This window comes from Sphingomonas sp. MMS12-HWE2-04 (assembly GCF_044881185.1).
Lineage (GTDB): Bacteria > Pseudomonadota > Alphaproteobacteria > Sphingomonadales > Sphingomonadaceae > Sphingomonas.
Map to the genome: position 1 here is coordinate 1321678 of NZ_CP173254.1, position 25549 is coordinate 1347226.

At 66.6% G+C, this 25549-nt stretch carries 15 protein-coding genes; 5 read left to right on the forward strand and 10 right to left on the reverse strand.

Features of this window, described 5'->3' with window-relative positions; translation table 11 throughout:
* The first annotated feature begins 99 nt into the window (after positions 1–99).
* The 4 genes from AB2M62_RS05965 (at position 100) to nagE (ending at position 9343) form a co-directional block, all read left to right on the forward strand.
* Positions 100–2781: a TonB-dependent receptor gene (locus tag AB2M62_RS05965; RefSeq protein WP_404338443.1), complete on the forward strand. Its 2682-nt coding sequence runs from the start codon at positions 100–102 to the stop codon at positions 2779–2781.
* 138 nt (positions 2782–2919) lie between these two features.
* Positions 2920–5181 (forward strand): beta-N-acetylhexosaminidase, encoded by a 2262-nt coding sequence (locus AB2M62_RS05970; protein WP_404338444.1) that lies wholly within the window; start codon positions 2920–2922, stop codon positions 5179–5181.
* An 8-nt stretch (positions 5182–5189) separates the two neighbouring features.
* Positions 5190–7649, forward strand: coding sequence for a phosphoenolpyruvate--protein phosphotransferase (gene ptsP / locus AB2M62_RS05975; protein WP_404338445.1), 2460 nt, complete (start codon positions 5190–5192; stop codon positions 7647–7649).
* A complete protein-coding gene (nagE, locus tag AB2M62_RS05980) occupies positions 7646–9343 on the forward strand; it encodes an N-acetylglucosamine-specific PTS transporter subunit IIBC (RefSeq protein ID WP_404338447.1) in 1698 nt (565 codons plus the stop codon). Before ptsP ends, nagE begins: the two co-directional genes overlap by 4 nt.
* Here the strand turns inward: nagE and AB2M62_RS05985 are convergent.
* Positions 9332–10126 (reverse strand): GDSL-type esterase/lipase family protein, encoded by a 795-nt coding sequence (locus AB2M62_RS05985; RefSeq protein WP_404338449.1) that lies wholly within the window; start codon positions 10124–10126, stop codon positions 9332–9334. The genes nagE and AB2M62_RS05985 overlap by 12 nt on opposite strands.
* 163 nt (positions 10127–10289) lie before the next feature.
* Between AB2M62_RS05985 and AB2M62_RS05990 the strand changes: the two genes are divergently transcribed.
* Positions 10290–11327 (forward strand): alginate lyase family protein, encoded by a 1038-nt coding sequence (locus tag AB2M62_RS05990; protein ID WP_404338451.1) that lies wholly within the window; start codon positions 10290–10292, stop codon positions 11325–11327.
* Positions 11328–11332: 5 nt separating this feature from the next.
* Here AB2M62_RS05990 and AB2M62_RS05995 read toward each other — a convergent pair whose 3' ends face one another.
* The 9 genes from AB2M62_RS05995 to AB2M62_RS06035 all read right to left on the reverse strand — a co-directional run bounded on the left by AB2M62_RS05995 (position 11333) and on the right by AB2M62_RS06035 (position 25488).
* The gene (locus AB2M62_RS05995) at positions 11333–12364 is read right to left on the reverse strand and encodes a spore coat protein U domain-containing protein (RefSeq protein ID WP_404338453.1); all 1032 of its coding nucleotides are present in this window, start codon (positions 12362–12364) and stop codon (positions 11333–11335) included.
* Between the two features lie 43 nt (positions 12365–12407).
* Positions 12408–12923 carry a MarR family transcriptional regulator gene (locus tag AB2M62_RS06000; RefSeq protein WP_404338455.1) on the reverse strand — a complete coding sequence of 172 codons (516 nt, stop codon included), beginning with the start codon at positions 12921–12923 and terminating at the stop codon, positions 12408–12410.
* 162 nt (positions 12924–13085) lie between these two features.
* Positions 13086–18053, reverse strand: coding sequence for a hypothetical protein (locus AB2M62_RS06005; RefSeq protein ID WP_404338457.1), 4968 nt, complete (start codon positions 18051–18053; stop codon positions 13086–13088).
* Positions 18054–18142: 89 nt separating this feature from the next.
* Positions 18143–19240, reverse strand: coding sequence for a hypothetical protein (locus tag AB2M62_RS06010; protein WP_404338459.1), 1098 nt, complete (start codon positions 19238–19240; stop codon positions 18143–18145).
* 33 nt (positions 19241–19273) lie between these two features.
* On the reverse strand, positions 19274–19732 hold the full coding sequence (locus AB2M62_RS06015) for a hypothetical protein (protein WP_404338461.1): 459 nt from the start codon (positions 19730–19732) through the stop codon (positions 19274–19276).
* An 11-nt stretch (positions 19733–19743) separates the two neighbouring features.
* The gene (locus tag AB2M62_RS06020) at positions 19744–20697 is read right to left on the reverse strand and encodes a DUF11 domain-containing protein (RefSeq protein ID WP_404338463.1); all 954 of its coding nucleotides are present in this window, start codon (positions 20695–20697) and stop codon (positions 19744–19746) included.
* A gap of 78 nt (positions 20698–20775) precedes the next feature.
* Positions 20776–22098, reverse strand: a complete 1323-nt coding sequence (locus AB2M62_RS06025) for a methyl-accepting chemotaxis protein (RefSeq protein WP_404338465.1) — start codon at positions 22096–22098, stop codon at positions 20776–20778.
* Between the two features lie 298 nt (positions 22099–22396).
* Positions 22397–23209, reverse strand: coding sequence for a formate dehydrogenase accessory sulfurtransferase FdhD (gene fdhD / locus AB2M62_RS06030; RefSeq protein WP_404338467.1), 813 nt, complete (start codon positions 23207–23209; stop codon positions 22397–22399).
* Positions 23200–25488, reverse strand: coding sequence for an FdhF/YdeP family oxidoreductase (locus tag AB2M62_RS06035; protein WP_404338469.1), 2289 nt, complete (start codon positions 25486–25488; stop codon positions 23200–23202). The genes fdhD and AB2M62_RS06035 overlap by 10 nt, the downstream gene beginning before the upstream one ends.
* Between the last annotated feature and the right edge of the window lie 61 nt (positions 25489–25549).

Sequence of the window (25549 nt, forward strand, 5' to 3'; positions counted from 1 at the left end):
GGTAAAGGTCTGACGGATGGTTTGGCCATTGGTCTGCAACTGGTTCATAAAAAAGAGACCAGGCAGGCCATCGGGATCATCTGAAAATGGGGATCAGGCATGGGGATTCGGACACTTCTAATCGGCACCGCCAGCGCAGTTGCGTTGCTATCGGGAGCCGCGCACGCGCAAAGCGCGGCGGACATACCAGCAGTCGAGACGCAGGACGAGGGCGACATCGTCGTCACCGGCTATCGTGCCTCGCTCGAACAAGCGATCGAGACCAAGCGTAACGCCAACGCGATCGTCGATTCGATTTCGGCCGAGGACGTCGGCAAATTTCCCAACACCAACGTCGCCGAAGCGCTGACGCTCGTCCCGGGAGTCACCGTCGATCGCCAGTTCGGCCAGGGCGAGAAGGTTTCGATCCTCGGCACCGATCCGGCGCTCAACCGCACGCTGCTCAACGGGCAGACGGTGGCATCGGCGGACTGGTTCATCCTTGATTCGCCCGGGCGCACCTTCAACTACGCGCTGCTCGCGCCGCAGCTCGTCAGCCGCGTCGACGTCTACAAGTCGCCCGAGCCGCGGATCGACGAGGGCTCGATCGGCGGCACCGTCAACGTCGTCACGCGCAAGCCGCTCGACCTCAAGGCGTTCACGGTCGCGGGCTCGCTCGGTTACCTGTACAATGCGCGCTCGAAAAAAGGCGATCTCCAGGGCTCGGCGCTGGTCAGCTGGCACAATGAATCGGGCACGTTCGGGCTGCTCGCCTCGTTCCAGCGCGCCAAGGACCAGCTCCGCCGCGACGGTCTTGAAACCTATGGCACGATGACCGCCGATTTTTGGACCGGCAACAATGAAGGCGGTGTCAGCTCGATCACCACGGGCAATTGCACCGGCGCCTGCGCGACGACGCTCGCCGCCAATCCCAAGGCGGTGTCGCCCAACGCCTTTGGCACTTCCTATTTCGAGCAGGGCCGCGAACGCCTGACCTATTCGGCGACGGCGCAGTGGAAGCCGATCGACGCGCTTACCCTGACGCTCGACTATCTGCGCATCGACGCCAATTACGACAATCTCAACCAGTCGATGTACGCGTTCCAGGGCAACACCTGGAACAGCGCGGGTGCGCTCACCGGGCTGACCGTGAAGGACGGCATCGTCACCTCGGCATCGCTCAACGACGGGCTCTCGGTGCTCGACGCCCAATATCGCGAGGCAGAGATGCATTCGCAGACCTGGCACGGCACAATCGGCTGGAACGCCGATAGCTGGGATCTCAATGTCGAGGGTGGGCTTTCGGACGCCGATGGCGGCTCCAAGCACCAGGTGTTCCTCGAATTCCTCAACAAGGCCGATTACACCGTCGACATCTCCGGCGCGCCGGACGCGCCCGGCACGCTGAACTACACGACGAACGTGCTCGGCAATCCCGCCGCCTTTGCGACCGATCCGGGCTGGAGCGGCAACCTCGTCGACAAGCCGACCACCGACAAGGAGCGTTACGCCCAGGCCGATCTCGGCTTCAAGTTCGACAGCGCGCTCAATCGCATTCAGCTCGGCTACAAATATCGCAAGCACGAGACCGGCCAGCGCTATTCGGGCATCGCGGTCACCGGCGTTGCCGCCTCGGCCGGGCTGTTCGATCCGACGACGGTGAAAGACAATTACCTTAGCGGCTTCGGCGGCGTGAACGACCAGATGACGGGTCGCTTCAAGATCGATGGCGACACGATGGTCGATTATGTCCGTAGCGGCGCCTGGCTGCCCGCGGGCGCCACGATGCCGGTGCCGTCGGCCTTTGCCGCGCCCGAATTCGCTTCGGGCAACTGGGACGTCTCGGAGAATATCCACGCGGCCTATATGCAGGCCAATTTCGACACGGGCAGCGGCGTGCGCGGCAATTTCGGCGCGCGCTATGTCCATACCGGCTTCACCAGCTCGGGCTATGTCTGCACCAGCGGCAATTGCTCGACGGCGGCCAACTGGACCTGGCAGAGCACCAAGCGCAGCTATGACAATGTCCTGCCGAGCCTGAACGTCATCATCGACGTGCAGAAGGACCTGCTGTTCCGCTTTGCCGCTGCGCAGGTGATCGCGCGGCCGAACTATTCGGACCTGACCAACTCATTCTGGCTGGCCGATAGCGTGCTCAATGGTGCCGGCGGCAATCCCGATCTCGAGCCCTATGCGTCGAACAATTTCAATGCCTCGCTCGAATGGTATTTCTCGCGCCGCTCGATCCTGTCTGCCGAGGTCTTCTACAAGGATATCAGCAACTATATCCTGTCGCGCACTGCGCCCGAGCAGCATTTCAACACGACGCGGAACATCATCTCGACCTACCAGGTCAGCCGCCCGTACAACGCGGGTTCAGCGGAGGTGAAGGGCTTTGCGGTCGCCTACCAGCAGGCGTTGCCTTATGGTTTCGGCGTGCTCGCCAACTATACTTACTCGGACGGGCATGGCGACGGCGACACCGATCTGCCGTATAATTCGAAGCATCAGGCAAGCCTGAGCCCGTTCTTCGAGAGCGGCCCGGTGGCGATCCGCGGGACATATACCTGGCGTTCGAAATACTTCACCGGGATCGACCGCGCGAACAACATGTATGTTCGCGATGCCGCCAATGTCGACGTCTCGGCAACCTATAATTTCACCAAATATGTCGGGCTGACCTTGTCCGGCATGAACCTGACCGACAGCGAATATTATGCCTATGCCGATACGCAGCGCCTGCCGCGCGGCGTCTATCGGACGGGGCGCAAGCTGCTTGCGACGGTGAACGTCAATTTCTGATCTCTCCAAGCCAGGAGTGTGCGTGGGTGGCGGAGAAGCCTGGCTTCCCCGCCACCCCTTTCTTTTGAAGTCCTTCTTTTGAGCGGACGGCCGAAAGGCCTAAGCTCGCCAGACACGCGATCGCCAAGGGATGCAGCTGTGACCGATTTCCGCACTTCGATGGCGCTGCTCGCCACGGTGATCGCCATGCCGGCCGCGGCGCAGGTGCCGCAGCTCTTGCCGCAGCCCGCCGAGATCGCGGCGAGCGCGGGAAGCTTCCGGATCGCCCCGGCGACGGCGATCCTGGTGCCGGCCGACGATGCCGGCGCGCGCAACGCGGCCGAACGGCTTGCCGGGCTGGTCTATAGCGCGCGTGGGTTCACGCCGCTGATCCGCGCGGTGCCGCGGGGGCCGGCGATTCGCTTCGTCCGCGCGGCCACTGGCGAACCCGAAAGCTATCGTCTCGATGTGGGCGCCGAGGGTGCCACGATCACCGCCGGCGACGATGCCGGGCTGCTCTATGGCGCGGTCAGCCTGTGGCAGGCGATGACCCAGGCACCGGGGCAGGGGGCCGTGATCGTTCCCGGCTTCACCGTGACCGATGCCCCGCGCTTCCACTGGCGCGGACTGATGCTCGACAGCGCGCGCCATTTCCAGTCGCCCGCCTATGTGCGCAAGCTGATCGACTGGATGGCGGTCAACAAGCTCAACACGCTGCACTGGCATCTGGTCGACGACCAGGGCTGGCGCATCGAGATCAAGAAATACCCCAAGCTCACCGAGGTTTCGGGCTGGCGCTATCCCGCCACCGCGTCCGGCGCGCCGCAGCTGCCGCGCATCGGCGGCTTCTATTCGCAGAACGAGATCCGCGCGATCATCGCCTATGCTGCCAAGCGCAACATCACGATCATCCCCGAGATCGAGATGCCCGGCCACGCGCTCGCCGCGATCCGGGCCTATCCCGAGCTCGGCACCGGCACGCCGATTCCGCCGGGCACCGAGAGCGACTGGGGCGTGTTCCCTTGGCTCTATAATGTCGATGACGGCACCTTCGCGTTCCTCGAGGACGTGCTGTCCGAAGTGATCGCGCTGTTCCCTTCGAAATATATCCATGTCGGCGGGGACGAGGCGACCAAGGAACAGTGGCAGGCTTCGCCGGCGATCCAGGCCCGGATGAAGGCGCTCGGCGTCAAGGACGAGACCGCGCTGCAGGCGTGGTTCGTCCACCGGATCGCAGGCTTTCTCCAGAAGAACGATCGCAAGCTGATCGGCTGGGACGAGATCCTCGACGGCGACGTTCCGGCCGATGCGACGATCACGTCGTGGCGCGGGATCGACGGGGCGATCAAGGCGGCCAAGGCTGGGCATGACGCCGTGCTGAGCCCGTCGCCGACGCTTTATTTCGACAATCGCCAGGGTTTCAGCGACAAGGAGCCGCCTGGCCGCGGCAACCTGATCAGCCTCGAGAAAGTCTATGGCTTCGATCCGGTGCCCGCGGAGATTCCCGCCGAGCAGCGCCACCACGTCATCGGGCTCCAGGCCAATCTGTGGACCGAACATGTTCGCACCGAGGAGCGCGCGGCATGGGCGATGTTTCCGCGGGCGAGCGCGGTCGCCGAGACCGGCTGGTCGCGCGCCGAGGGGCGCAGCTTCCCCGATTTCGTCAAGCGCGTGGTGCCGCAGATGGCGCGGATGCGCAGCCTCGGGCTGACGGCGTCAACCAGCGCGTTCACGGTGCAGCCGAGCCTCGACTATAAGGCGGGCGCCGGCACGGTGGGCGTGACGCTCGCCAACCAGGCCGGGCTGGAGATGCGCTATACCGTCGACGGCAGCGCGGTGACCGCCAAGTCGCCGGTCTATGCGCAGCCGCTGGCGCTGCCGCTGCCGAGCACGCTCAAGGCGAGCGCGTTCCTCGACGGCAAGCCGGTGGCTGCGCCGCTCAGCCAGGTGCTCGATGCGCAGGCGGTGCGCTTTCGCAGCGACGAGGCGCTCAGGACCTGCTCGAACAAGGTCGTGCTGGCGCTGGAGGATGACTATCCCGGCATCGGCAAGCGCGCGACCTTCGTCACCGACATCTTCGCGCCGTGCTGGCTGTATGACAATGCGCCGGTCGGCGGCGCGCGCCAGATCGCGCTCGAAGTCGGGCAGCTGCCGTTCAACTTCCAGATCGGCAAGGACCTGGATCGGATCAAATTCGCTGCGCCCGAGACGCCCGAGGGCGAGTTCGTGGTGCGCGCGGGCAGCTGCGAGGGGCCGCGCGTGGCGACGCTCGCGCTGGCGACGGCGGCGGGCAATCCGGGCGTGACGCGGCTGGTCGCGCCGCTCGATCCGCGCGCCGGCAACGAGACTTTGTGCATCCGCTACACCGCCAAGAGCGTCGAGCCGATGTGGGCCCTCCAGTCGGTAGAGTTGATTCCGTGAGTGGACGCATGACCAACACCGTTACCCTGATTGCCCCCTTTGCCGGCTGGCTTGCGCCGCTCGAAGCGGTGCCCGATCCCGTCTTCGCCGAGCGGATGATGGGCGACGGCTTCGCGATCGACCCGATCGAGGGCGTGCTGCGCGCGCCTGCCGCGGGCGAGATCTTGTCGGTGCCGGTGAGCGCGCATGCCGTGACGCTGCGGCTCGACAATGGCGCCGAGCTGCTGATCCATATCGGGCTGGAGACCGTCGCGCTGGGCGGCGCCGGGTTCGAGGCGAAAGTACGCGCGGGCGACCACGTGCATCCCGGCGACACGCTGATCGTTTTCGATCTCGACGCCGTGGCAGAGGGCGCCAAGGCGCTGATCACCCCGGTGGTCGTCGCCAATGACGGCTTCGTCCTGGCGCTCGAGCCGGGCAACCGGCTGGTTGCGGCAGGCGATCCGCTGGGGCTGCTCTCGCCGGCTGCAGGACGCGAGACCGTGCTGGCGACGCCGCCGGCGAGCGCCTTCGAGCGCGAAGTCCGCATTGCGGCGGCGCATGGCATCCATGCCCGCCCGGCGGCGCGCATCGCCGCGGCGCTCCGCCCGTTCCTGTCCGAGGTGACCTTCCATGCCGGCGGCAAGAACGCCAATGCGCGCAGCACCGTCGCGCTGCTCGGGCTCGGCATCGGCAATGGCGAGACGGTGCGGATCGCTGCACAGGGCAGCGACGCGCGCGCCGCCGTCGACGCCATCGCCGAGCTGATCCTATCGGGGCTGGGCGAGGAGGGCACCGCCACGGCGGCCCACGCCCCCGCGCTGCGCACCGGCGGGCCGGTGATGGCTTCGCCGGGGCTCGCGATCGGCGCTGCGCTTCAGCTTCGTGCCGCCGAACAGGAGGTGCCCACCGACGGCGCAGGGGTGGCCGCCGAGCGCGCCGCCCTCGATCGCGCGCTCGCCGAAGTCAGCGGCCGGCTGGAAGGCGCCCGCGGCGCCGCCGCCGAGATCGCCGAGGCGCATCGTGCACTGCTCGCCGATCCGGAATTGCTGAAGGGCGCCGAGCGCCTGATCGCCGAAGGACGCAGCGCCGGCTTCGCGTGGCGCGCCGCGACGGCGGAGGCAGCAGGCGCGATCCGCGCCACCGGTGACGCACTGCTGATCGAGCGCATCTCCGATCTCACCGATCTCGAACGCCAGGTCGTCGGCGCGCTGCTCGGCAGTGCCGGCCCGGTGGTCGCGGCGCTGCGACCTGGGACGATCCTGCTCGGCGAGGACCTGCTGCCGTCTCAATTCCTCGCGCTCGACACGAGCCGCCTCGCGGGCATCTGCACCGCGGCGGGCGGACCGACCTCGCACGTCGCGATCCTTGCGGCGTCGGCCGGCATTCCGATGCTCGTCGCAGCCGGCGAGGCAGTGCTGTCGATCGCCGACGGCACGCCGCTGATCCTCGATGCCGATGCCACAACGCTGGCGATCGATCCCGATGCCGAAGCCCTGGCCGACGCGAGCGCCCGGCTCGCGGCGATCCGTGAGCGTCGTGCAGAAGAAGCCGCGGCTGCGCATGAAGCCTGCCGAATGGCCGACGGCACCCGGATCGAGATCTTCGCCAATCTCGGTTCGGTGACCGATGCCGCGGCGGCAGTGGCGGCAGGCGCCGAGGGTTGCGGCCTGCTGCGCACCGAATTCCTGTTCCTCGAGCGCGAGACCGCGCCCAATGAGGAAGAGCAGCGCGACACCTATTCGCGGATCGCGGCAACGCTCGGCGATCGCCCGCTGATCGTGCGTACGCTCGACATCGGTGGCGACAAGCCGGTGCCGTATTTGCCGATGGCGGCCGAGGAGAATCCGGCGCTGGGGTTGCGCGGCGTACGGCTCGGGCTCGCCCGGCCCGATCTGATGCGCGTCCAGCTGCGTGCGATCCTGCGCGGCGTGCCTGCCGGCCAATGCCGGATCATGCTGCCGATGATCGCCGACCTTGCCGATTACCGCCCGGTCCGCGCGATGCTGGATGAAGTCCGCGGCGAACTCGGCATCGCGGAGCCCGTGCAACTCGGCGTGATGATCGAGACCCCGGCGGCCGCGATGCTCGCCGACCAGATCGCAGCCGAAGCCGATTTCCTGTCGATCGGTACCAACGACCTCACTCAATATGCGCTGGCCGCCGATCGCGGCAACGCGGCGGTCTCCGAACGGATCGACGCGATGCACCCGGCGATCCTGCGGCTGATCCGCGAAGTCGGGCGCGGTGCGCGCTCGGCGCGGCGCTGGGCCGGGGTGTGCGGCGGACTGGCGTCCGATCCGCTCGCCGCGCCGATCCTGATCGGGCTCGGCATCACCGAGCTTTCCGCAACCCCGGCTGCGGTGCCCGGCCTCAAGGCCGCGGTCCGCAAGCTCGACATGGCGGCCTGTGTCGCGCTCGCCGAGCGTGCCTGCGCGGCTTCCTCTCCCATCGAAGTGCGCTCGATCGCACGCGAGGCACTGGCATGACTTTCCAACCTTCCGCCCTGCTTGCCCGTTTCCAGCCGCTTGGGCGCGCGCTGATGCTGCCGATCGCGGTGCTGCCAATCGCGGCGCTGCTGTTGCGGCTCGGCCAGGCCGATCTGCTGAATATTCCGTTCGTCGCCGCGGCGGGCGAGGCGATCTTCTCCAATCTCGGGCTGCTGTTCGCCGCGGGCGTCGCAGTCGGCCTGGCGCGCGAGAATCACGGCGCGGCGGCGCTGGCCGGCGTCGTCGCCTTCCTGGTCGCGACCGAAGGCGCCAAGGTGCTGCTTGTCCTGCCGCCCGATCTTGCCGCGGGCGAGGCGGCGGCGCAGGCTGCCTGGCGCGCCAAGGAAATCGCCAAGCTCAGCGTGCCAGCGGGCATCCTGGCCGGGATCGTCGCCGGGCTGCTCTACAACCGCTTCTACGACATCAAGCTGCCCGATTATCTCGCCTTCTTCGCCGGCCGCCGCTTCGTGCCGATCGCCGCGGGGCTTGCCGGGCTGGTCGGCGCCGGACTGTTCGGTGTCGGCTTTCCGTGGTTCGAAGCGGGTGTCGATACGCTCAGCCACTGGGTGCTCGCCGCTGGTCCTGCGGGCCTGTTCTTCTTCGGGCTGTTCAACCGGCTGCTGCTGATCACCGGCTTGCACCACATCCTCAACAACATCCCGTGGTTCCTGCTCGGCGACTTCCATGGCGCGACCGGCGACATCAAACGCTTCTTCGCCGGCGACCCGACCGCGGGCAGCTTCATGGCCGGCTTCTTCCCGGTGATGATGTTCGGGCTGCCTGCGGCGTGCCTGGCGATGTACCGCAGCGCGCTGCCGGCGCGGCGCAAGGCGGTGGGCGGCCTGCTGCTCAGCCTCGGGCTCACGTCGTTCCTCACCGGCGTCACCGAGCCGATCGAATTCAGCTTCATCTTCCTTGCCCCGGTGCTTTATCTGATTCACGCGGTGCTTACCGGCATTTCGATGGTGGTGATGGACGCGCTGGGCGTGAAGCTCGGCTTCGGCTTCTCCGCCGGCGCGATCGACTACGTCCTCAATTTCGGGCTGGCGACCCGGCCGCTATGGCTGTTCCCGGTCGGCGTGGTTTATTTCGCAGTCTATTATTTCACGTTCAGCTGGACGATCCGCCACTTCGACCTCAAGACCCCCGGGCGCGAAACCGAGCCGGTCGCTGCCCAGGCCAGCGGCGTGCCGCAGGAGCGCGGCGCGGCGATCGTCGTGGCGCTGGGCGGGGCGGCCAATGTCCGAAGCGTCGATGCGTGCATGACGCGGCTGCGCCTTGTGCTCGGCGACAACGCGATCGCCGACGACGCGGCGCTCAAGGCGCTGGGCGCCCGCGGCGTGGTGCGGATGGCCAATGGCGCGCTCCAGGTGATCTTCGGCCCGCTCGCGGACCAGATTTCGGGCGAGGTGCGCACTGCGCTGACCAGCGGCGCAACCGCAGCTGCGGCCGCTGTGACACCGGCGGGCATCGACACGGCAGCCGTCGCCGCCGCGCTGGGCAACGGCAATGTCCGCGCCGCCCGTGCCCGCGGCACCCGGGTGCTCGTCGATGTCGCCGATCCTGCGGCGGTCGATCGCGCCGCGCTCACCCGCGCGGGCATTTCCGCGATCGTCGTCCCCGATGGCCAGGGCAGCGTCCACCTGATTGCGGGCGGCGCTTCTGCGGACCTGGCTGAGGCGCTAGCGCGCTAGCGCCTTTTCGATCGCAGCCTCTGCCACCGGCGCCATCCGCGCATAGCCGGTGGCGAGCGGATGGACGCCATCATCGCTGAACCCGCGCGCGAGCAGGCCGCGATCGTCGGTCAGCACCGAATGGTAATCGGCGAAGCGATAGCCGCGCTGGGCGCAGAAGCGCTTGAGCCAGGCATTGAGCGCATCGATCTTGGCGGGATCGCGCTCGCGCAGGACGTCGTGCGCCGCCTCGGTATAATTATGTACCGGCAGCAGCGAGGCGAAGACGATGCGGATGCCATGCCGATCGGCGAGATCTGCCATCGCCTCGTAATTGGCCTCGATCTGCTCCAGCGTCTCGCGCTGCATGAAGCCCTGGATGTCGTTGATCCCGGCAAGGATCACCACGGCCTTGGGCCGCAGCGCGATGACATCCTGATGGAATCGCAGCAGCATCTGCGCGGTCACCTGGCTGCCGATGCCGCGATTGACATAGGGCTTGCCCGGGAAGCTGCGTGACAGGTCCCAATTGTCGGTGATCGAATCGCCGAGGAAGACGACACGGCGTTCGCCGGGTTTCGGCGGCGCGAGCGCGGCATTGGCATCGGCGTAGAGATAGCGCTCGCCGAAATCCTCCATCAGGCTGGGCACCAGCTTGGCGCGGAACGGCCCGAGCCACGGCCCCCAATCCTTTTCCACCACGGTGCGGCGCTCGGGTGCGCTGCGATAGGGTTTGTCGGAAGCCGCCTGCTGCGCCGAGACGCTGGCGGAAACGCACAACAACAACACAGCGATACGCTTCATCGGATCTCCATGGACAGCCGCCTTCCGCATAGGCTTGGTGCGGCGACTTCTCTACCCCAAGCGAGCCCTTGTCGTGGTTCGCGGCCCATTCGGCCGGGATCGCGGATCAAGTTGCGCGCCGCAGGGTTCTTGCCCCGCGTTCGTGTCAGGGAAGGTCGTCCCCATGTATAGCCTGCTTGCTGCCCTAGTGCTGGTCGCCACTCCGGCCGCGGCGGAGCATCATGCCATTCTTGGCCCGCAATTCGCGCGCGGGGTCGATCCTTCGGCCACGCGCGACATCATCCGGCGCGCCGACGCCGCGATCGGCCGGCGGCCGGGCGCGATCGCGAGGCTCCATACCGAGGGCACGCTGCCCGGCAAGGGCATCCGCGACATCAGCCTCAAGGCCAAGCAGGACCAGCCTATCGTGCTCGATCTCGCGCTGGCATGGCGGCTGACCGGCAACCGGCGTTACCTCGACCAGGCCGGGCGTTATCTCGCGGCATGGGTGAACCTCTATCAAATGTCGTTCAATCCGATCGACGAGACCGACTTCGACAAGCTGCTGCTCGCCACCGATCTCACGGAGGCCGACCTTCCGCCCGCGCTGCGCGCGAAGCTCGATCGTTTCTGGCGGAGGATGGCTGCCGGCTATCTCGATGCGATGGACACCGTGCCCAAGAGCCAGATGAACAACTGGCAGAGCCACCGCGTCAAGCTGGCGATGATGGCGGCGTTCCAGACCGGGGACGCCGGGCTGATTGGCCGCGCCCGCGCCGCTTTCCGCAAGCAGGTGGCTGCGAACATCCATCCCGATGGCTCGGTTTTCGACTTCGGCGAGCGCGATGCGCTGCATTACGTCACCTATGATCTCGACCCGCTGCTGATGGCGGCGATTGCGGCCAAGACCCATGGCGAGGACTGGTATCGCTGGCAGAGCGCGACCGGATCGAGCCTTGCTGCCGCAGTGCGCTGGCTCGAACCCTATGCGCGCGGCACGCAGACGCACACCGAGTTCGCCAATTCCAGGGTCGCATTCGATCGCCAGCGCGCCGCCGCCGGCCAGGGCGAATATGCCCCGCACGCCTGGGATCGCGGCAATGCCGTTCCCACCTTTTCGCTGGCGGCGCTGTGCGACCCTGCCTGGGCGCCGCTCGCACGCCAGCTGGCGGACCAGACCGGCCGCCGCCCGGCAGCCTGGACGCAATTCTATCGTGGCTGAGGCGCCTAGCGAACCAGATAGGGCAGGGTGATGGTGAACGACGACCCCGCCGCAAGCTTGCCGCGCGGCTTCAGCCTGACCTTGGTGACCAAGCCTTGCGAGACTGCATCGCCAGGTGTCGGCACATAGGCCCAGCCGGTGCCATCGGCATAGAAGTCGACATCGTCGGCGCCGTCTCCGGCACTGGTGTAGCTGAACGCGAGCGTCGAGCTCGGCGTGCCGTCGGTGAACTTGATCGCGGCACCGCTGCTCGCGCCGTCGCCTTCGAGTGCGATCGAGGTCTTGGCCTGGGTCGGGATCTCGACTCGCACTGAATTGAGGTCGGTGGCGACGATGTCGGGATTGGCGACGACCACGGTCATCATCTTCTTGGCGCCGATGATCGCCTTGGGAAAGCTGGTGCCCGAGATCGGATCCCAGGTCGTCACCGAACCGATCGCCACCGTCACCGGCTTGGGCGCCACCGTGATGGTAAACGGGATGTCGGCGAACTGGCTGCCCTGATCGAGCGTGCCCAGCGTGCAGCTGCTGCCGACCCAGACCCCCGAACAGAATTTCCAGGCCCATGTCACTCGGAATGCACCGCTATAGGTGCCCGGGGTGAGCAGCGTAGTGCTCGTCGGCTTGATGAACAACGGGATGTTGCTGGGGCTACCGCCGAGCAAGCCTAGCACATCGATTACCGCGGGATTGAGGAAATTGGTCGCCACGCCCGAAGCCATCGCAGTGGTGCTCGTCGCGCTGGGGAAGACCTGGTACGCGCCATCGGGCTGGCCGGCCGAAGTCAGCTTGAAGCTGTTGGCGTTACTGATCGTCGCGGTGAGGACGTTGCCGCCGAGCAGCGTGATCGTGCTGTTCGAACAATTGATCCCGCCGGCCCGCTCGATCACCGGGACGGCCGACGCCTTTATCGCATTGGGGGAGTAGCTGCCGAGACTGACGGTGGCGGGCGACGCGACCGTGCATGCGGCGGCGGGCGCGGCCCAACCGCAGAGCGCGGCAGCGAACAGGCCGAACCGTTGGAAGATGGCAATCACAGGCGAGCCTCCGCGGCGGGCTGCGGGCGGTGGCCGGCCGCACTCAGTTGGCGGGTTGGCGCATCTGCTCGAAATAGTCGTGCATCCGCTGCGCGCCGCTCTCCGAGAGCGACACGAAGATGCGGCGCTGGTCGCGCCCGCAGCGACGGCGATGGATCCAGCCGCGCGTCATCAGCACGTCGAGCCAGCGATTGGTGGTTGCAGGCGTCGTGCTGGCGAAGCTTCCCAGATCGCCGACGGTCCGCTCGCGTGCGTCGAGATGCGCTTCGTACAGCCGCAGCAGGATGTCCCAGGCGGGGTCGGAGAACCAGCTTTCCGGCATGAACTTCGCGCGCGTCTCGCGCCCGCGGATGATCGTCGCGACGCTCGAGCGATGCCCGATCTCCGCGCGTGCAGTCATCATCTCCTCGAGGCTGCCCTCGGAAAGCGCACGCACCGCGTCGTCGCAGGTCTGCTGGGTTTCCTGGAAACGCGAGCACAGCTCCGGAAGCAGCGTATGCAATTCCTTCAGTCGCTGCGCGAGCGAGCCTTGGTCGACAATGCTTTTGGTCTGCCCCATGTTTCCCCACTTCCTTCGCCGGGCGAAATGCCCGTACGACCGACAACAAGTTTAGCCATATAAGGTAAACATAGGATAAGATTTCCGAGACCGGGGTACCAATCTTGTAGATTCCCTTAGGCATAACCCCTCGAAAGATGATCGAATTTCGATTATTTCCCGTCATTTCCGGTTTCCGGCAAAGATGTTTCGAGTATCGTTGAGCAGCGACTGATCGAACTTCATCCGAAAAGATACGTAGGGGCCATGGCGCGTGTAGCGGGAAGCTTCGAAATCACGGTCTCGATAGCCTGAGAAGTTGTAGCCTGCGCTGACCCATAGAGCCTTGCCGGGCGATACGCCGACAGCGGGGCCGAACGAGAAGGCGGCAGTGCCTTCGGTCCAGCTGTGCTGGACGCTGCCCTGCACGCCGATGTCGAGATTGCGGCGGATGTCCTTGCGGATTTCGACGCCCACCACGTCGATAAAGCCGTCGAGCGTCTCGTCGGCATAGCGGCCGCGGACATATTTGGCGCCGTAATAGACGCTGGCTTCGAAGCCGTGCTCGGCGCCTTCGTCGCCTGAGCGATAGCCGATCGCCAGGCTGTTGATCGCGCGCAGCGTCGCGAGATTGCCTCGCGCAAAGGTTGGCACGTCGAGCACGTTGTTGCTGCTCACGCCCTGGTCGGCGCTCTCGTGGCGCAGCGTGAAACGTTCGAGCAGTGACCAGCGGCTGTCGATCGGGCGCAGCGCCAGCGCCAGATCGCCGGTGGCGGAGACGACCGAGCGACCCTTGCTGTCGGTGGTGCGATAGCCGCGTAGCGAAGACGCCAGCGTCTTGCCGTCGCCGAGCGGGCGCAGCAGGTTGCTGGTGAAGCCGAGACGGCGCGATTCCTGCGACGTGCGATATTCGCCGCGGCCGTTCCACGACCAGGTGTCGCTGCGATAGCCGGCGCCGGCGGTGACTGCGATGAAATCGCCTTCGCGGACGTTCTGGCCAAGGATCGAGCTGCCGATCACCGGGCGCGACAGGCTGGTCTCGGGCACCTGACCGGAGACGGTGCGGCTGCCGTCCAGCGTTGCGTCGATCGTCCAGTGCTTGCTCACCGGGAGCGACTGGCTGAGGCCATATTGGGCAAAGGCGCGGGTGCCGTTCTCGTTCGCCGCGCTGCCGAGCGCCTGGCGGTTGATCGTCGAGAGCAGGCGCGCGCCGGCCCAGGGAGCCACCTCGAAACCGATGCGGGCGTTACGCGCCAGATAGTCCTGGCCCTTGGCGATCTCATAGCCGCCGATCAGGCGGACGCCGGGCCGGAGCTTCCAGCTTGCCGAAAGCTGCTGGCGCGCAGGGAAATCGGCGCTGTCGTCGGCGCCGCCGATCGCGAGCTGCGCCTGGCCGGTGATCTCGAGCTTGTTGTCGAGCAGCGAATGCGTGCCGCCCAGCGAGAGCAGGGCCGAGTTGCGCTGGGCGCCGTCGCTGCTGCGATCGCCGGCGAACTGCGCGCCGGCGAACAGCAGGCTGGAGCCGCGGCGATATTCGATGCGGGTCTCGCCGACGGTGCGGCTGGCGTCGCTGGTCAGGTCGTCCTGGTGCCAGGCCGAGGCCGTGCTCGAAAAGCCGTGGCCGAGCTGGAAGCGCGCATCGCCGCCGACCTTGCTGGTGCCGGCTTCGCCGCCATTCTGCTGGCCGACGCCGAAACCGCTATCCTGGCGGCGGACATAGGCGAGCGCGTCGATGCCGCCGCCATGGTGCTCGACCTCGGCGATCACCGCCTGGGCCGAGCGGATGCCATCGCGGCCGCCGGTGGCGACTTCGGCGCGGACTTCGACCCCGGCGATCGGCTTGGCACGCAGGTCGACGCCCGCGACGGTGGCGTTGGACTGCGCCTCGTCGTGGAGCACCGAGGCGCCGAGTTCGACCTTGCCCTTGGCGAGCTTCACTGCGCCGCGGCCGCCTGCCGCCAGCTTCCTGCTGCCGCCCAGCGTTTCATAGTCGGCGACGATATAGACCGGGTTGAGATCGGCATCGCGGCTGAGGATCGGCTCGCGGAAACGGATCGTGCCGGCGGTCGCGTCGATGTCGTAGTCGATGTGGCGGGTCAGCGACTTGCTGTCGAGGATCCGTTCGGGACGCAGCCGGTCACGGGTCTCGAGCGCGATCTTGTCGCTGTTCGGCACGATGTCGCGCGCCGATAGGCGATAAGGGCCGGAAAGGCCGTTGCCCTGGATCTCGTCGCGGCCATAGCGATCGTCGTCGTGCGCGGCGAAGGCGCTGAACGACACGGTGTTGCCCGAAGCCTCGGCCTTCACGCCGTTCAGCGTGCGGCTGTAGCGGGTCAGGCGGGTGTCGACGAGGCCGGTCTCGAAATCGCCGAACAGCGCATAGAACGCTTTGCGCTCAAGCCGGAGATACAGCTTGCCGCGCGTCGGCGCATCGTAGGCCTGCGCGCTGGCATCGCCATAGACGGTGTAATAGCGATTGGGATCGATCGTGCCGAGCAGCCCGCGATCGGGATCGTAAGCGCGGTCGCTGTCATAAGCCATGGACAGCAGCCACGACCCCTTGATGCGACCCTTAGCATAGAGCGCGATCTGGCCGTCGGTGGCGATCGGGTGGCGATCGGCGCCGCGCAGCGCGCTGCCCTTCGAGCTCAGCACATCGAAGCCGGTGGTACCGCGCGCGAAGCCGACGATCATCCAGTCGCGTGCCGGGGCGGCGAGGAATGCCTTGATCTCGCTGACCTGCGACAGATCCTCGTCGGCGAGCTTGATCGTGATATGCGCGCTGCCCGCCTGGCTGGTCGGCTGGAGCGCGACAAAGGCGAGGCCCTCGTCGCCGATCACGCGCGCGGTCGCCTGGGTGCGATCGAGGCCAGCGAGCGCGCGGCCCTGCTGCGCGGCGACTTCCTGCGCGGCGGCATAGGGCTGGTCGACGCGGAACGGGACCATCGTGCCGGCGCGCACCGGCTTGCCGTCGCGATCGGTGACGCGGATCGCGATCAGCGGGCTAGTGAGGCCGTCGGCGACGAGGCGCGACTTTTCCGCAACCAACTCGGCGCGCAGCGGCACGTTGCCATAATGGACGACCCGGTCGAGCGAGGCGACGGTGTTGCCCGCGGCATCGAGCACGCGCGCCTGGAGGCGATTGTCGCGCGCTGCGAGCGGAACGCCGCTCCAGCGCGAGATCGCCACGCCACGCGCGGCGTCGCCATCGGTGCCGTCGAAGCTGAGCGCATCGACCGGCTTGCCGTTGATGGTGAGCGCGACGCGCTGGCCGGGCTGGTGGCGGATGACGACACGGATCGCGGGCGAGCGCGGGTTATGGTCCATTTCCGGGAACAGCCAGTCGATGCCGGGGGTGGCGCGATCGAGCCAGTCGGCGCGGTTGCCCGCGGCGACCGCGTCGTCGGACTGGGTGACGGGCAGGGCGTCAGCAGCGACGGCCTTGGCGCCGGTGAGCACCAGCTGGAAGTCGGCGCGCTGCAGGCTGCCGCCGGTTCCCTCGACGAAGCGCGAGATGTCGCTGCCGGCGCTGCGCGTGTCGCGATCGCAGGTGGCGGGCTTGTGCGTCGCCGGGATGCTCGCCGTGTCGATCTGGACGACATGCGTGCCGGCGCGGACGCCTTCGAAGTGATAGAGGCCATTGGCGTCGGTGACGGTGAAGCTGCCGTCCTCCAGCACGATGCGGATGCCGGCGACGCCCTTACGGCCGCGCAGCGGATCGCCGCAGCCGCCTTCGGTGACGCGGCCGGTGAGCGTCATGGCGTCGGTCATCAGCAGTGGCTGGATGCGCACCGAGGCGCTGGCCTCGTTGCTGCCGCCTGCGGCCGTCCAGGCGCGCGCGCGGTTGACCGCCTCGCCTTGGCGAGCGCCGGGGACGACCGACAGGATGTAGCTGATCGCTGTGCTCGATTGGCCCTTCATGCGGGGCAGCTCGAAGGTTAGCGTCTTGCCGTCGGCCGAGAGGGTCGGTTCCGCGGCGCCGCGCGTGGTGCCGGGGCGATAACGCAGGCCCGCCGGCAGCACGTCGTTGATCGCGACGCGGCCGACCGTCGCTTCGGAAGAGACGTTCTTGAGGTCGAGGCGATACTGGACGAACTCGCCGGGCGAGGCCTCGCGCACCGATGCGGTCTTCTCCAGCACCAGCTCGTTGACCAGGATGGCGCGCTTGGGCATCGGATCGATCGGGATGTCGATATGGACGGGCTCGGGATCGGCGAGCGCGAACACGCCGCCATAGGAGGCGTCGCTGATCCGGAACGCACCGGGCGGGCCGATGAGCTTGGAGACGACATCCTGCGCGACCCGCGACGGCGCCGAATAGCCAGCCGGCGGGGTCACCTGGAGGCGGTAATTGCCGATAGGGGCGAGCGGAAAGCGGAAATTGCCCTTGGTGAACGCGTAGACCTGGCCGCTGGCGTCAGTGGCGCTGCCGCCGGAGAGCACCGTATTGGGATAAGCGCTCATGCCGTCGTCGCCATAGACCATCGCGGCGGGCAGGCCGGTGGCGTTGTCCATCAACGTGACGGTGGCGCCGTCGATCAGTTCGCCGCTGAACGAATTGAACACATAGCCTTCGGGATCGACCAGCACGATCGCGTCGGATTCGAAGCTGTCTTCGCTGCCGGTGAAAGAGACGACGATCTTCGAACCGGTAGCGCGCTTCGCCAGGTCGCAAGGCGCGAATTCCGGATGGGTGCCGGATTTTGAAATGCCGCCCGCGAACGTGCCGGTATTCTCGGCGGTCTCGGTCAGCGGCAGTCGCACTGTCAGATCGCCTGCCGAGACGTTGATCCAGGCGATGTCCGCCTTTAGCGGGTCGCGGTTTTCCGCCTGCGCGTCGAGCTCGACGATCAGCGCCTGTCCGCGCTGGATCGCAGCCAGCGGTGGCGCCGATGCAAGCTGGGCAGGGGAGACGCGGCTTGGCGTGAACTGGAGCGTAGGCTCGATCTGGCAATCGAGGCCGGAATATTCATAGCCGGCCGGTATTTCGTGGAAGCGCATTGCGGTCGGGCGCTTGGCGCGATCGAGCGTCACGGTGTTGGACGCGATCTGCTGGCGGCCCGCAATGCTCTGGAAACTAAGCGTGGCGGTATTGCGAATCGTCTGTGCCCCCGCTGTCGGGATAGACAGCGTAGCGATGGCCAGGGCCATGGCGCGGCCAAAAGCGCGCAAGGGGGCGGAGCTGCTCAACATCGAGGATCCGGGTCCGGCGCGCGGCAAGGCCGCGCGCCGGATGGGGGTCAGTTGACGGTCACGCGGAACGAGACCGCCATCGAGGTCAACGCGGAGACGGTCGGCAGCGTGGCACGCATCGTGGTGCCGTCGAACGAGCCGCCATAAAGGTCGGTCTCGTCGGCGCCGGTGTTGTTGTCGTCTTCCGAGGTGCCGACCAAGATGCAGGCGCCGAGGATGCCTGCGGTGCCGACAGCGATCGAGCCTGGCACGAACGTGCTGTTGGCCGGTACATTGTCGCTGACGGTCACATTCGCGGCGATGCCGGGGCCGGCATTGTTGACGTGCATGCAATATTCAACAACGGCGCCGGGGATCGGGTGCGGATTGAGCAGCAGGTTGACCGGATCGCTGATCACCGTTGCGCTTTTCACCAAAGTCACCACCGCGGTGGAGATATGATACGCATCAAAGGCGCGGCCTTGGCCGTTGCGGGCGGAATTGAGCAGTCCGCTGTCGTCGGCGAACACGGTTTCGACCGTGGTCGGCGAATCCGCGACCAGAGTCGAGCTGGCGACGAGGTCTGCGCCAAGCACGCCGCCGCTGCCGCCAGTGGCCGCAATCGCATTGAGCGAGACGATCGCGGTTTCCGCGCCGGGCGTGTTGGGCACGTTACCCACCAGGAACACGGTAACGGTCGCGTCGGGCGCAAGCTCGTCGATATAGGTCGCCGTGTCGACGCCGACGTCGTAGGTGCCGTTGCCGTTCGAATCGACGAACGCGCGCAGGCTGTTCATGTTGAAATTGTCGGTCCCAAGCAGCGGGATCGAGACGAGCTGCTGATCCGCCTCGAGACGGAAATCCTGCACCGAGTTGGTCAGGTTGGTGACGGTAAAGGTGGTCACCTGGTCAGTCGTGTTGATCGCGGTCTGGGTCGGCGCGCCGCCGACCTCGGCCACGGCCAGATTGACCTTCTTATCGACCACGAAGGTAGCGACGTTCGACGACACCGAGGTGGGCGTCCCGCCGACTTCGTAGCTGACGCTTGCCTGGTTGTTGACGCTGGTGCCAGCGGGGGTCTGCTGGGCCTGGGCGGCAGTGGCCGTGACGCTGGCGGCGAGCACGGCACTCCCCAAAAGCGGGGTACGGAAGCTTAGCCTATACATGATGTCTACCTCATTACTAACTGTAAAAGTGGACTATTTTAGAATTGCACGGAAAGAGACTTGGCCCTTGGCACCTGGCGCCACTGGCTGGGCGAGGCGCCAGCGGACGACGCGGACGTCGGCGGCGACGGCGGGGCGCTCGGCCCCTGCCTCGCGGACCTTCAGCGTCGAGAGGGGGCCAAAGGTCTTGCCGTCGACAGAGAGTTCGGGCGCAGCCGAGCCCTCGACCGGGCCGGCATAGTGCATCGCTGCCGGCACGGGGTTTGCGATCACCAGCCCGCTCGCGGTCTGGGTGCCGTTGTTGCGATAGTCGAGCCGGTAGACGACCTTGTCGCCGGGGGTGACGCGCGCGGCCGGCACGAGGCTGACGCGCGTGGTGCCGTCGGCGGCCGAGGCGCGTTTTTCGGCAAGGACGCTCGACTGGATCTCGACCGTGCTGGCGGCCGCGGGAACGGCGGCGAGCAGGCCGGCAAGCAACAGGGATAGGCGCATGGACATACTCCTCACTGGATCGTGACTTTGAACTGGACGGTGCGGGTCTGCGGGGTGGCGATGTCGCCCAGAGCGACCGCGATTTGGGCACCGTCGAAACTGCCGGCGTCGCCATCCGCCGCATCGCTGAGCGCGACGCCGTCGAGCGTCAGGCTGCCGGACAGATAGCTGGTGCCGGTGGGGATGGGGTCATTGACCATTGCGCCGCGCGCGGCGCCGTTGCCGGTGAACTGCGCAGCGAGCGAATAGGTGATCGTCGTGCCGCGGCGCGCGGCCGCGCTTCCGTCCATCGCCACCATCGTCTGGGTCTTGGTCAGCGTCGCCTCGGGTGCGGGTGCCGAAGCGAGCCCGAAGCGCAAATTCGCCTCAGCAGTGGTCGGTCCGACGATCGCGTCGGTGCCCTCGTCGCCGCGGCCGGCATAGGGCGTGCCCGGCGCCCCCGAACCGGTGGCGGCGCGTGCGAAGACGATGAGGGTGCCCGCAGCCGCCATCGCGTCGGGGGTGAGCAGCACCAGCAACGCGATCGATTGCCCAGGGGCCAGCACGGGGGTGGTGGCGCTGTCGAGCAGCGTATCGCCAGCGTCGAGCACGCCATTGCCATTGGTGTCGATGGCAAAGCCGCGCACCGTGACCGAGGACTGCTCGATCGATCCGGCAAGGAAGAATCGCTCGTTGCCGTTGCCCGCATTGGTCAGCGTGAACGGCGCTGCGGCTTGGCCGGTGGCCACTGCGTTGGTGGTTGCTGCCAGGCCGATGTCGAGCCGCTCGGCGACGCGCAGCGAGGCGCGGTTCGAGGCGATGCGCGCCGGGGTGCCGTCGATCTCCATGTCCATCGTGGCGATGTTGACGATCGGCGTGCCGGCGCGCTGTGCCAGCGCTGGGGTGGCGCCCATGAGCACCGCGAACGCTGCGACGGGCAGCAACGCGCTGCGGCGGGCTCCCTGCAATGTTCTTGGTGTGTTCATGGTCGGTCTCCGGATCGCAGGCCCCCTTCGCGTGAAGCGGAGGCTTCGCGCGGGGATGAATCAGCGGTGCGTCAGATTTCAGTGAAGCGAGGCGTAAGCCCGGGTGCCGCGCCCCAGTGCGCGCGGCGGCGGCGTGTCATCGTCGCCGGTTTGGAAGCGCTGTGCCTGGTGGGCGAGCGTCGCGACCTCGGCGTCGAGATTGCGCGCGGCGGCCGAGGTTTCCTCGACCATCGCGGCGTTTTGCTGGGTCGACTGGTCCATTGAGGTCACCGACTCGGTGATCTGCGAAATCGCCAGCGCCTGCGCGCGATTGTCGGTCGCCATCGTGCTCAGCAGCGCATGGACCGCGTCCACGTCGTTCGAGATCGCGGCGAGGGCGCCGTCGACTTTTTCGACGCTTTCCACTGCGACGATCACTTCGTTCTGGGTGACGGTGAGCTGGTCGCGGGCGCGCTTGGCTTCCTCTTCTGCGCGCATTGCGAGCGCCGAAACCAGGTCCGCGACGACCGCGAAGCCGCGACCCGCCTCGCCGGCGCGGCCAGCCTCGACCGCGGCGTTCATCGCCAGCACCCGCGTCTGGAAGGCGATCTTGTCGAGCCCCTCGATGACGCTGTCGATACCTTTGGCGCTGTCGCTGACCCGCGTCATCGCCTGCACCGCCTCCTCGGTCACCCGGCGGCCGCTGCCGACCGTGGCGATCGCGCCATCGGCACGCTCGACGGTGCGCGTCGCCGCCGTCGCGGTGGTGCGCAGCCGCTCGTCGATCTGGGCGATCGCTGCCGAAGTCTCTTCGAGGCTGGCGGCATTGGCTTCGGTGCGGCGGGCAAGCGATTCCGAGGCCGCCGAAATCTCCGAGGAGCCCCCGCGCAGGCTGGAAGCGCTGCGTGCGACCGACCCGATCAGCGCGCGCAGACTGGCGAGCGCATCGTTGAAATGGGCCTTCAGCTCGGCATATTCGGCCGGATAGTCGGCAGTGATGTCGGCGGTCAGGTCGCCATCGGCGAGCGCCTTCAGGTTTGCGGTCATCCCGCGCACCAGGCAGGCATGCTTCTCAGCCTCGGCATTGAGCGTGATCTGCGCCTGGGCGGAATCGCGGAAGGCGAACATCGCCTTGGTCATCCGGCCAACACAGTCGCTATAGTCGGTGAACTGAATGCTGCTCTCGAGATCCCCCGATGCCAAAGCTTCCATGCGCAGCACCGTGTTCACATAGGGCTCGGCGATCGCACGGCGAAAGGCGACGCCGAGCACCGCCGCGACCACCGCAGCGGCTAGGCCGAGCCAGATCGACCCGCCAAACAGCAACGCGGCCAGCGGCTGGATCGCGACAAGGCCGAACATCGCACCAAAGGCAATGAGCAGCTTCAAGCGGATAGGCGCATGACATCGAAACCAGGACATGGACTTGTTCACCAAGATCGGACGCCGTTCGGTCGGCGCCGCCTGATTTATAGCTGGCCGGTGCCGCGCTCGGTCTCGTGATTTATGCCCATGTTGAAGTAGTTTAGTTCCACGCTCTCCACTATTCCACGTCCCGCCCATGTAAAAAAGGATGGGGTTAATCGGGATGTTCTGGCGGGAGTCAGCAGCGGTGTGCAAGAGATCGCGATCGGCCCCGTGATCGGTCCCGCGATCTCAAAATATTGCCGCATGCAGCGAAGAAATTACCGTTTAATCCATTTTCGATTATTGCCGCGTCCTAGCAAGTATCACTGGAACGATCGACAAATTCGGGGGTGCGCAACAGCGCATCGGGGCGGACGAGGGTGCGCAACGCCAGCCCCGCGCCGAGGGCACGATCGACCGCCAGCCGCGTCGGCGCCGAGAGCGTCGCCAGCATCGGACAACCTGACAATACTGCCTTTTCGACGAGTTCGAACGAACAGCGCGACGTAAGCAGGGCAAAGCCGCCCTCCCAGTCGAGACCTGCGCGGAGCATCGCCCCGATCAGCTTGTCGAAAGCATTGTGGCGGCCGACATCTTCGCGAACAAGGCGGATCGCGCCTTCGCGCGTGCATGCGGCGGCGGCATGGACGGCGCGGGTGCGATCGTTGAGCGGCTGGTGCCGGTCCAGGGCGGGCAGGGCGGCGAACACCGCGGAATCCTCGCCATCCCATCTCGCCGCAAGCCGGGGCAACGGGCGCAGGGCCTGTTCGAGATTTTCGATCCCGCACAGCCCGCACGAGGAATCTGTGGTTCGGTGGCGGACGCGATCGAGCAAGCGTCCGGCAACGCGCTCGGCCAGAGTCAGGCGCACGATCGCCCCGGCCTCGGCTGCGTGCACCTCGACATCAACAATATCCCCAGCGCCGTCGACCAGCCGCTCGGTCAGGGCGAAACCGCAGGCGAGATCGAGCAGGTCCACCGGGGTGGCCATCAGAACGGCATAGCCAATGCCGTTGCATTCGATTGCGACGGGTGTCTCCTCGGCCAGTGCGCGGGTGATTGGCGCCCGCTCGCCCTCAACTCCGATCCGCTCGAATGGCCGGGATATTGCGGCGTTCAGGGGCATATCCGCACGGGGACGCTCTTGGCGGCGGGCACAAAGCTCTCTTCGGCATGATGGCCGACCGGGATCAGCACATTGGCCTCGGGGTAGTAGGCGCCCAGGCAACCGCGCGGAATATCATAGGGCGTGACGATCAGCCCGCCGAGCCGGCGATGGATATTGTCGCCGGCGTCGCTTTCCAGCGCAACGATCTGGCCTTCGTGAAGCCCCGCCTCGGCCATGTCGGCGGCGTTGACGAACAGCACGTCGCGTGTCCCTCGAACGCCGCGGAAGCGGTCATGGTAGCCGTAGATCGTCGTGTTGAACTGGTCGTTCGAACGCAATGTGAGCAGGCGAAAGCGGTTCGCAGCGTCGGCAAAGCCGGTTGCCGAAAGCGTGGTCGGTGCGAAGAATTCCGCTTTTCCGCTAGGGGTTAGCCAAATTCTTTCGGAAGCCTTATTGCCCTTCCAAAAGCCTCCGGGCGTGAACAGCTTCTTGTTAAAATCTTTGAACGGTTCGGGATAGGTCGCCTCGATCGCGTCGCGGACGCGGGCATAGGTGCCAACCCAACCGTCCCAATCGACGCTGGGGTTGGGCGGGGTGATGCGCTTGGCGATTTCGGCGACGATGCGCGGCTCGGAGAGGAGATGCGGGCTGGCCGGCTTTGCCTTGCCGCGCGAGCCGTGGATGCAACTGGTCGAATCCTCTATCGACACCGCCTGCGGCCCGCTGGCCTGGAGATCCTCCTCGATCCGGCCCAGACAAGGCAGGAGATAGCCCGCCTTGCCGGGAAAGAGATGGTTGCGATTGAGCTTGGTTGCGATCTGGACCGAAATCTCGAGCCGCGGCCAAGCCTCCTCCATCGGCCCCGTCTCGGGAACCGCGCGGAGGAAATTGCCGCCAAGGCCGACAAACGCCTTCACCGACCCGTCAATGATGCCACGGCAGCTTTCGACGGTGTTGAGGCCTTTTTCGGTCGGCGGATCGAAGCCGTAGAGTTCCTTGAGCTTGGCGACGGGGGCGAGCTCGGTCTTTTCGGTGATGCCGACGGTGCGCTGGCCCTGGACGTTGGAATGGCCGCGAACCGGCGTGGGGCCGGCCCCGGGCCTGCCGATATTGCCGCGTAGCAGCAGCAGGTTGACGACCATGCGGACATTGTCGACGCCCTTCACATGTTGTGTGAGGCCCATCCCGTAAATGCCGAGGACAGCTTTTGATTTAGCGTAGACGCGCGCCGCCTCTTCCAACGCGCTCTTAGCCAGGCCGGCCTCCCGTTCGATCTCGTCCCATTCGGCTGCGCGAACCGCTGTGGCGAAGACGTCGAAATCGTGCGTGTGCTGGGCGATGAATGCGTGATCGAGCACCGGCGGATCGCCGGCGGCGCGCGCGGCATCGTCCCATTCGAGCAGGAACTTGGCGATACCGGTCATCGCGGCGATATCGCCGCCGGCGCGGACCTGGTGATATTGGGTGGAGATCGCGGTCTCGCCCAGCGTCACCATTTCGATCGGATTCTGCGGATCGGTGAAGCGTTCGAGCCCGCGTTCCTTGAGCGGATTAAAGGTGATGATCTCGACCCCGCGCTTGCGGGCTGCGCGCAGGTCATGAAGCATGCGCGGCGAATTCGAGCCGACATTCTGGCCGAAGAAGAAGATCGCGTCGCAAAGCTCGAAATCCTCGAGCCGGGTGGTGCCGACGGGCACGCCGATCGCCGCCTTGAGGCCGACCGAAGTCGATTCATGGCACATGTTCGAACTGTCCGGCAGGTTCTGATTGCCATACATCCGCGCCATCAGCGCATACATGTACGACGTCTCGAGGCTGGCGCGGCCCGAGGCATAGAAGACCACCGATTTGGGATCGAGCGGGCGCAGGGCATCGCCGATCGCGTCGAACGCTTCTTCCCAGCTGCATGCGGCATATTTGTCGGTCGCGGGATCGTAGCGCAGCGGGTGCGTCAGCCGGCCCTGCTGTTCGAGATCGTAATCCTTCCAGCCGCGCAGCGCGGTGAGCGTATGCTTCTCGAAGAATTCGGGGGTGGTACGATAGCTGGTGAGCTCCCAGGCCGTCGCCTTGGCGCCCTCCTCGCAGAATTCGGCGGGGTGATGGTCGGCAGGCTTGGGCCAAGCGCAGCTGGTGCACATGAAGCCATCGGGCTTGTTCTGGCGCAGCAGCTCCCCGAGCACTTCGGGGCGGATGCGCTCGCGCGGCAGTATTTCGGCCAGCGAGCGCACCGAGCCCCAGCCGCCGGCAGGGCCCTTGAACGGCTTGATCCTGGGCTTGTCCGACCGCTGCTTGCTCATCTTATCCCCGACCCCGAAACGCGGCTGACCATCTCCAAATCGGAACGGTTCGGCAAGCAAA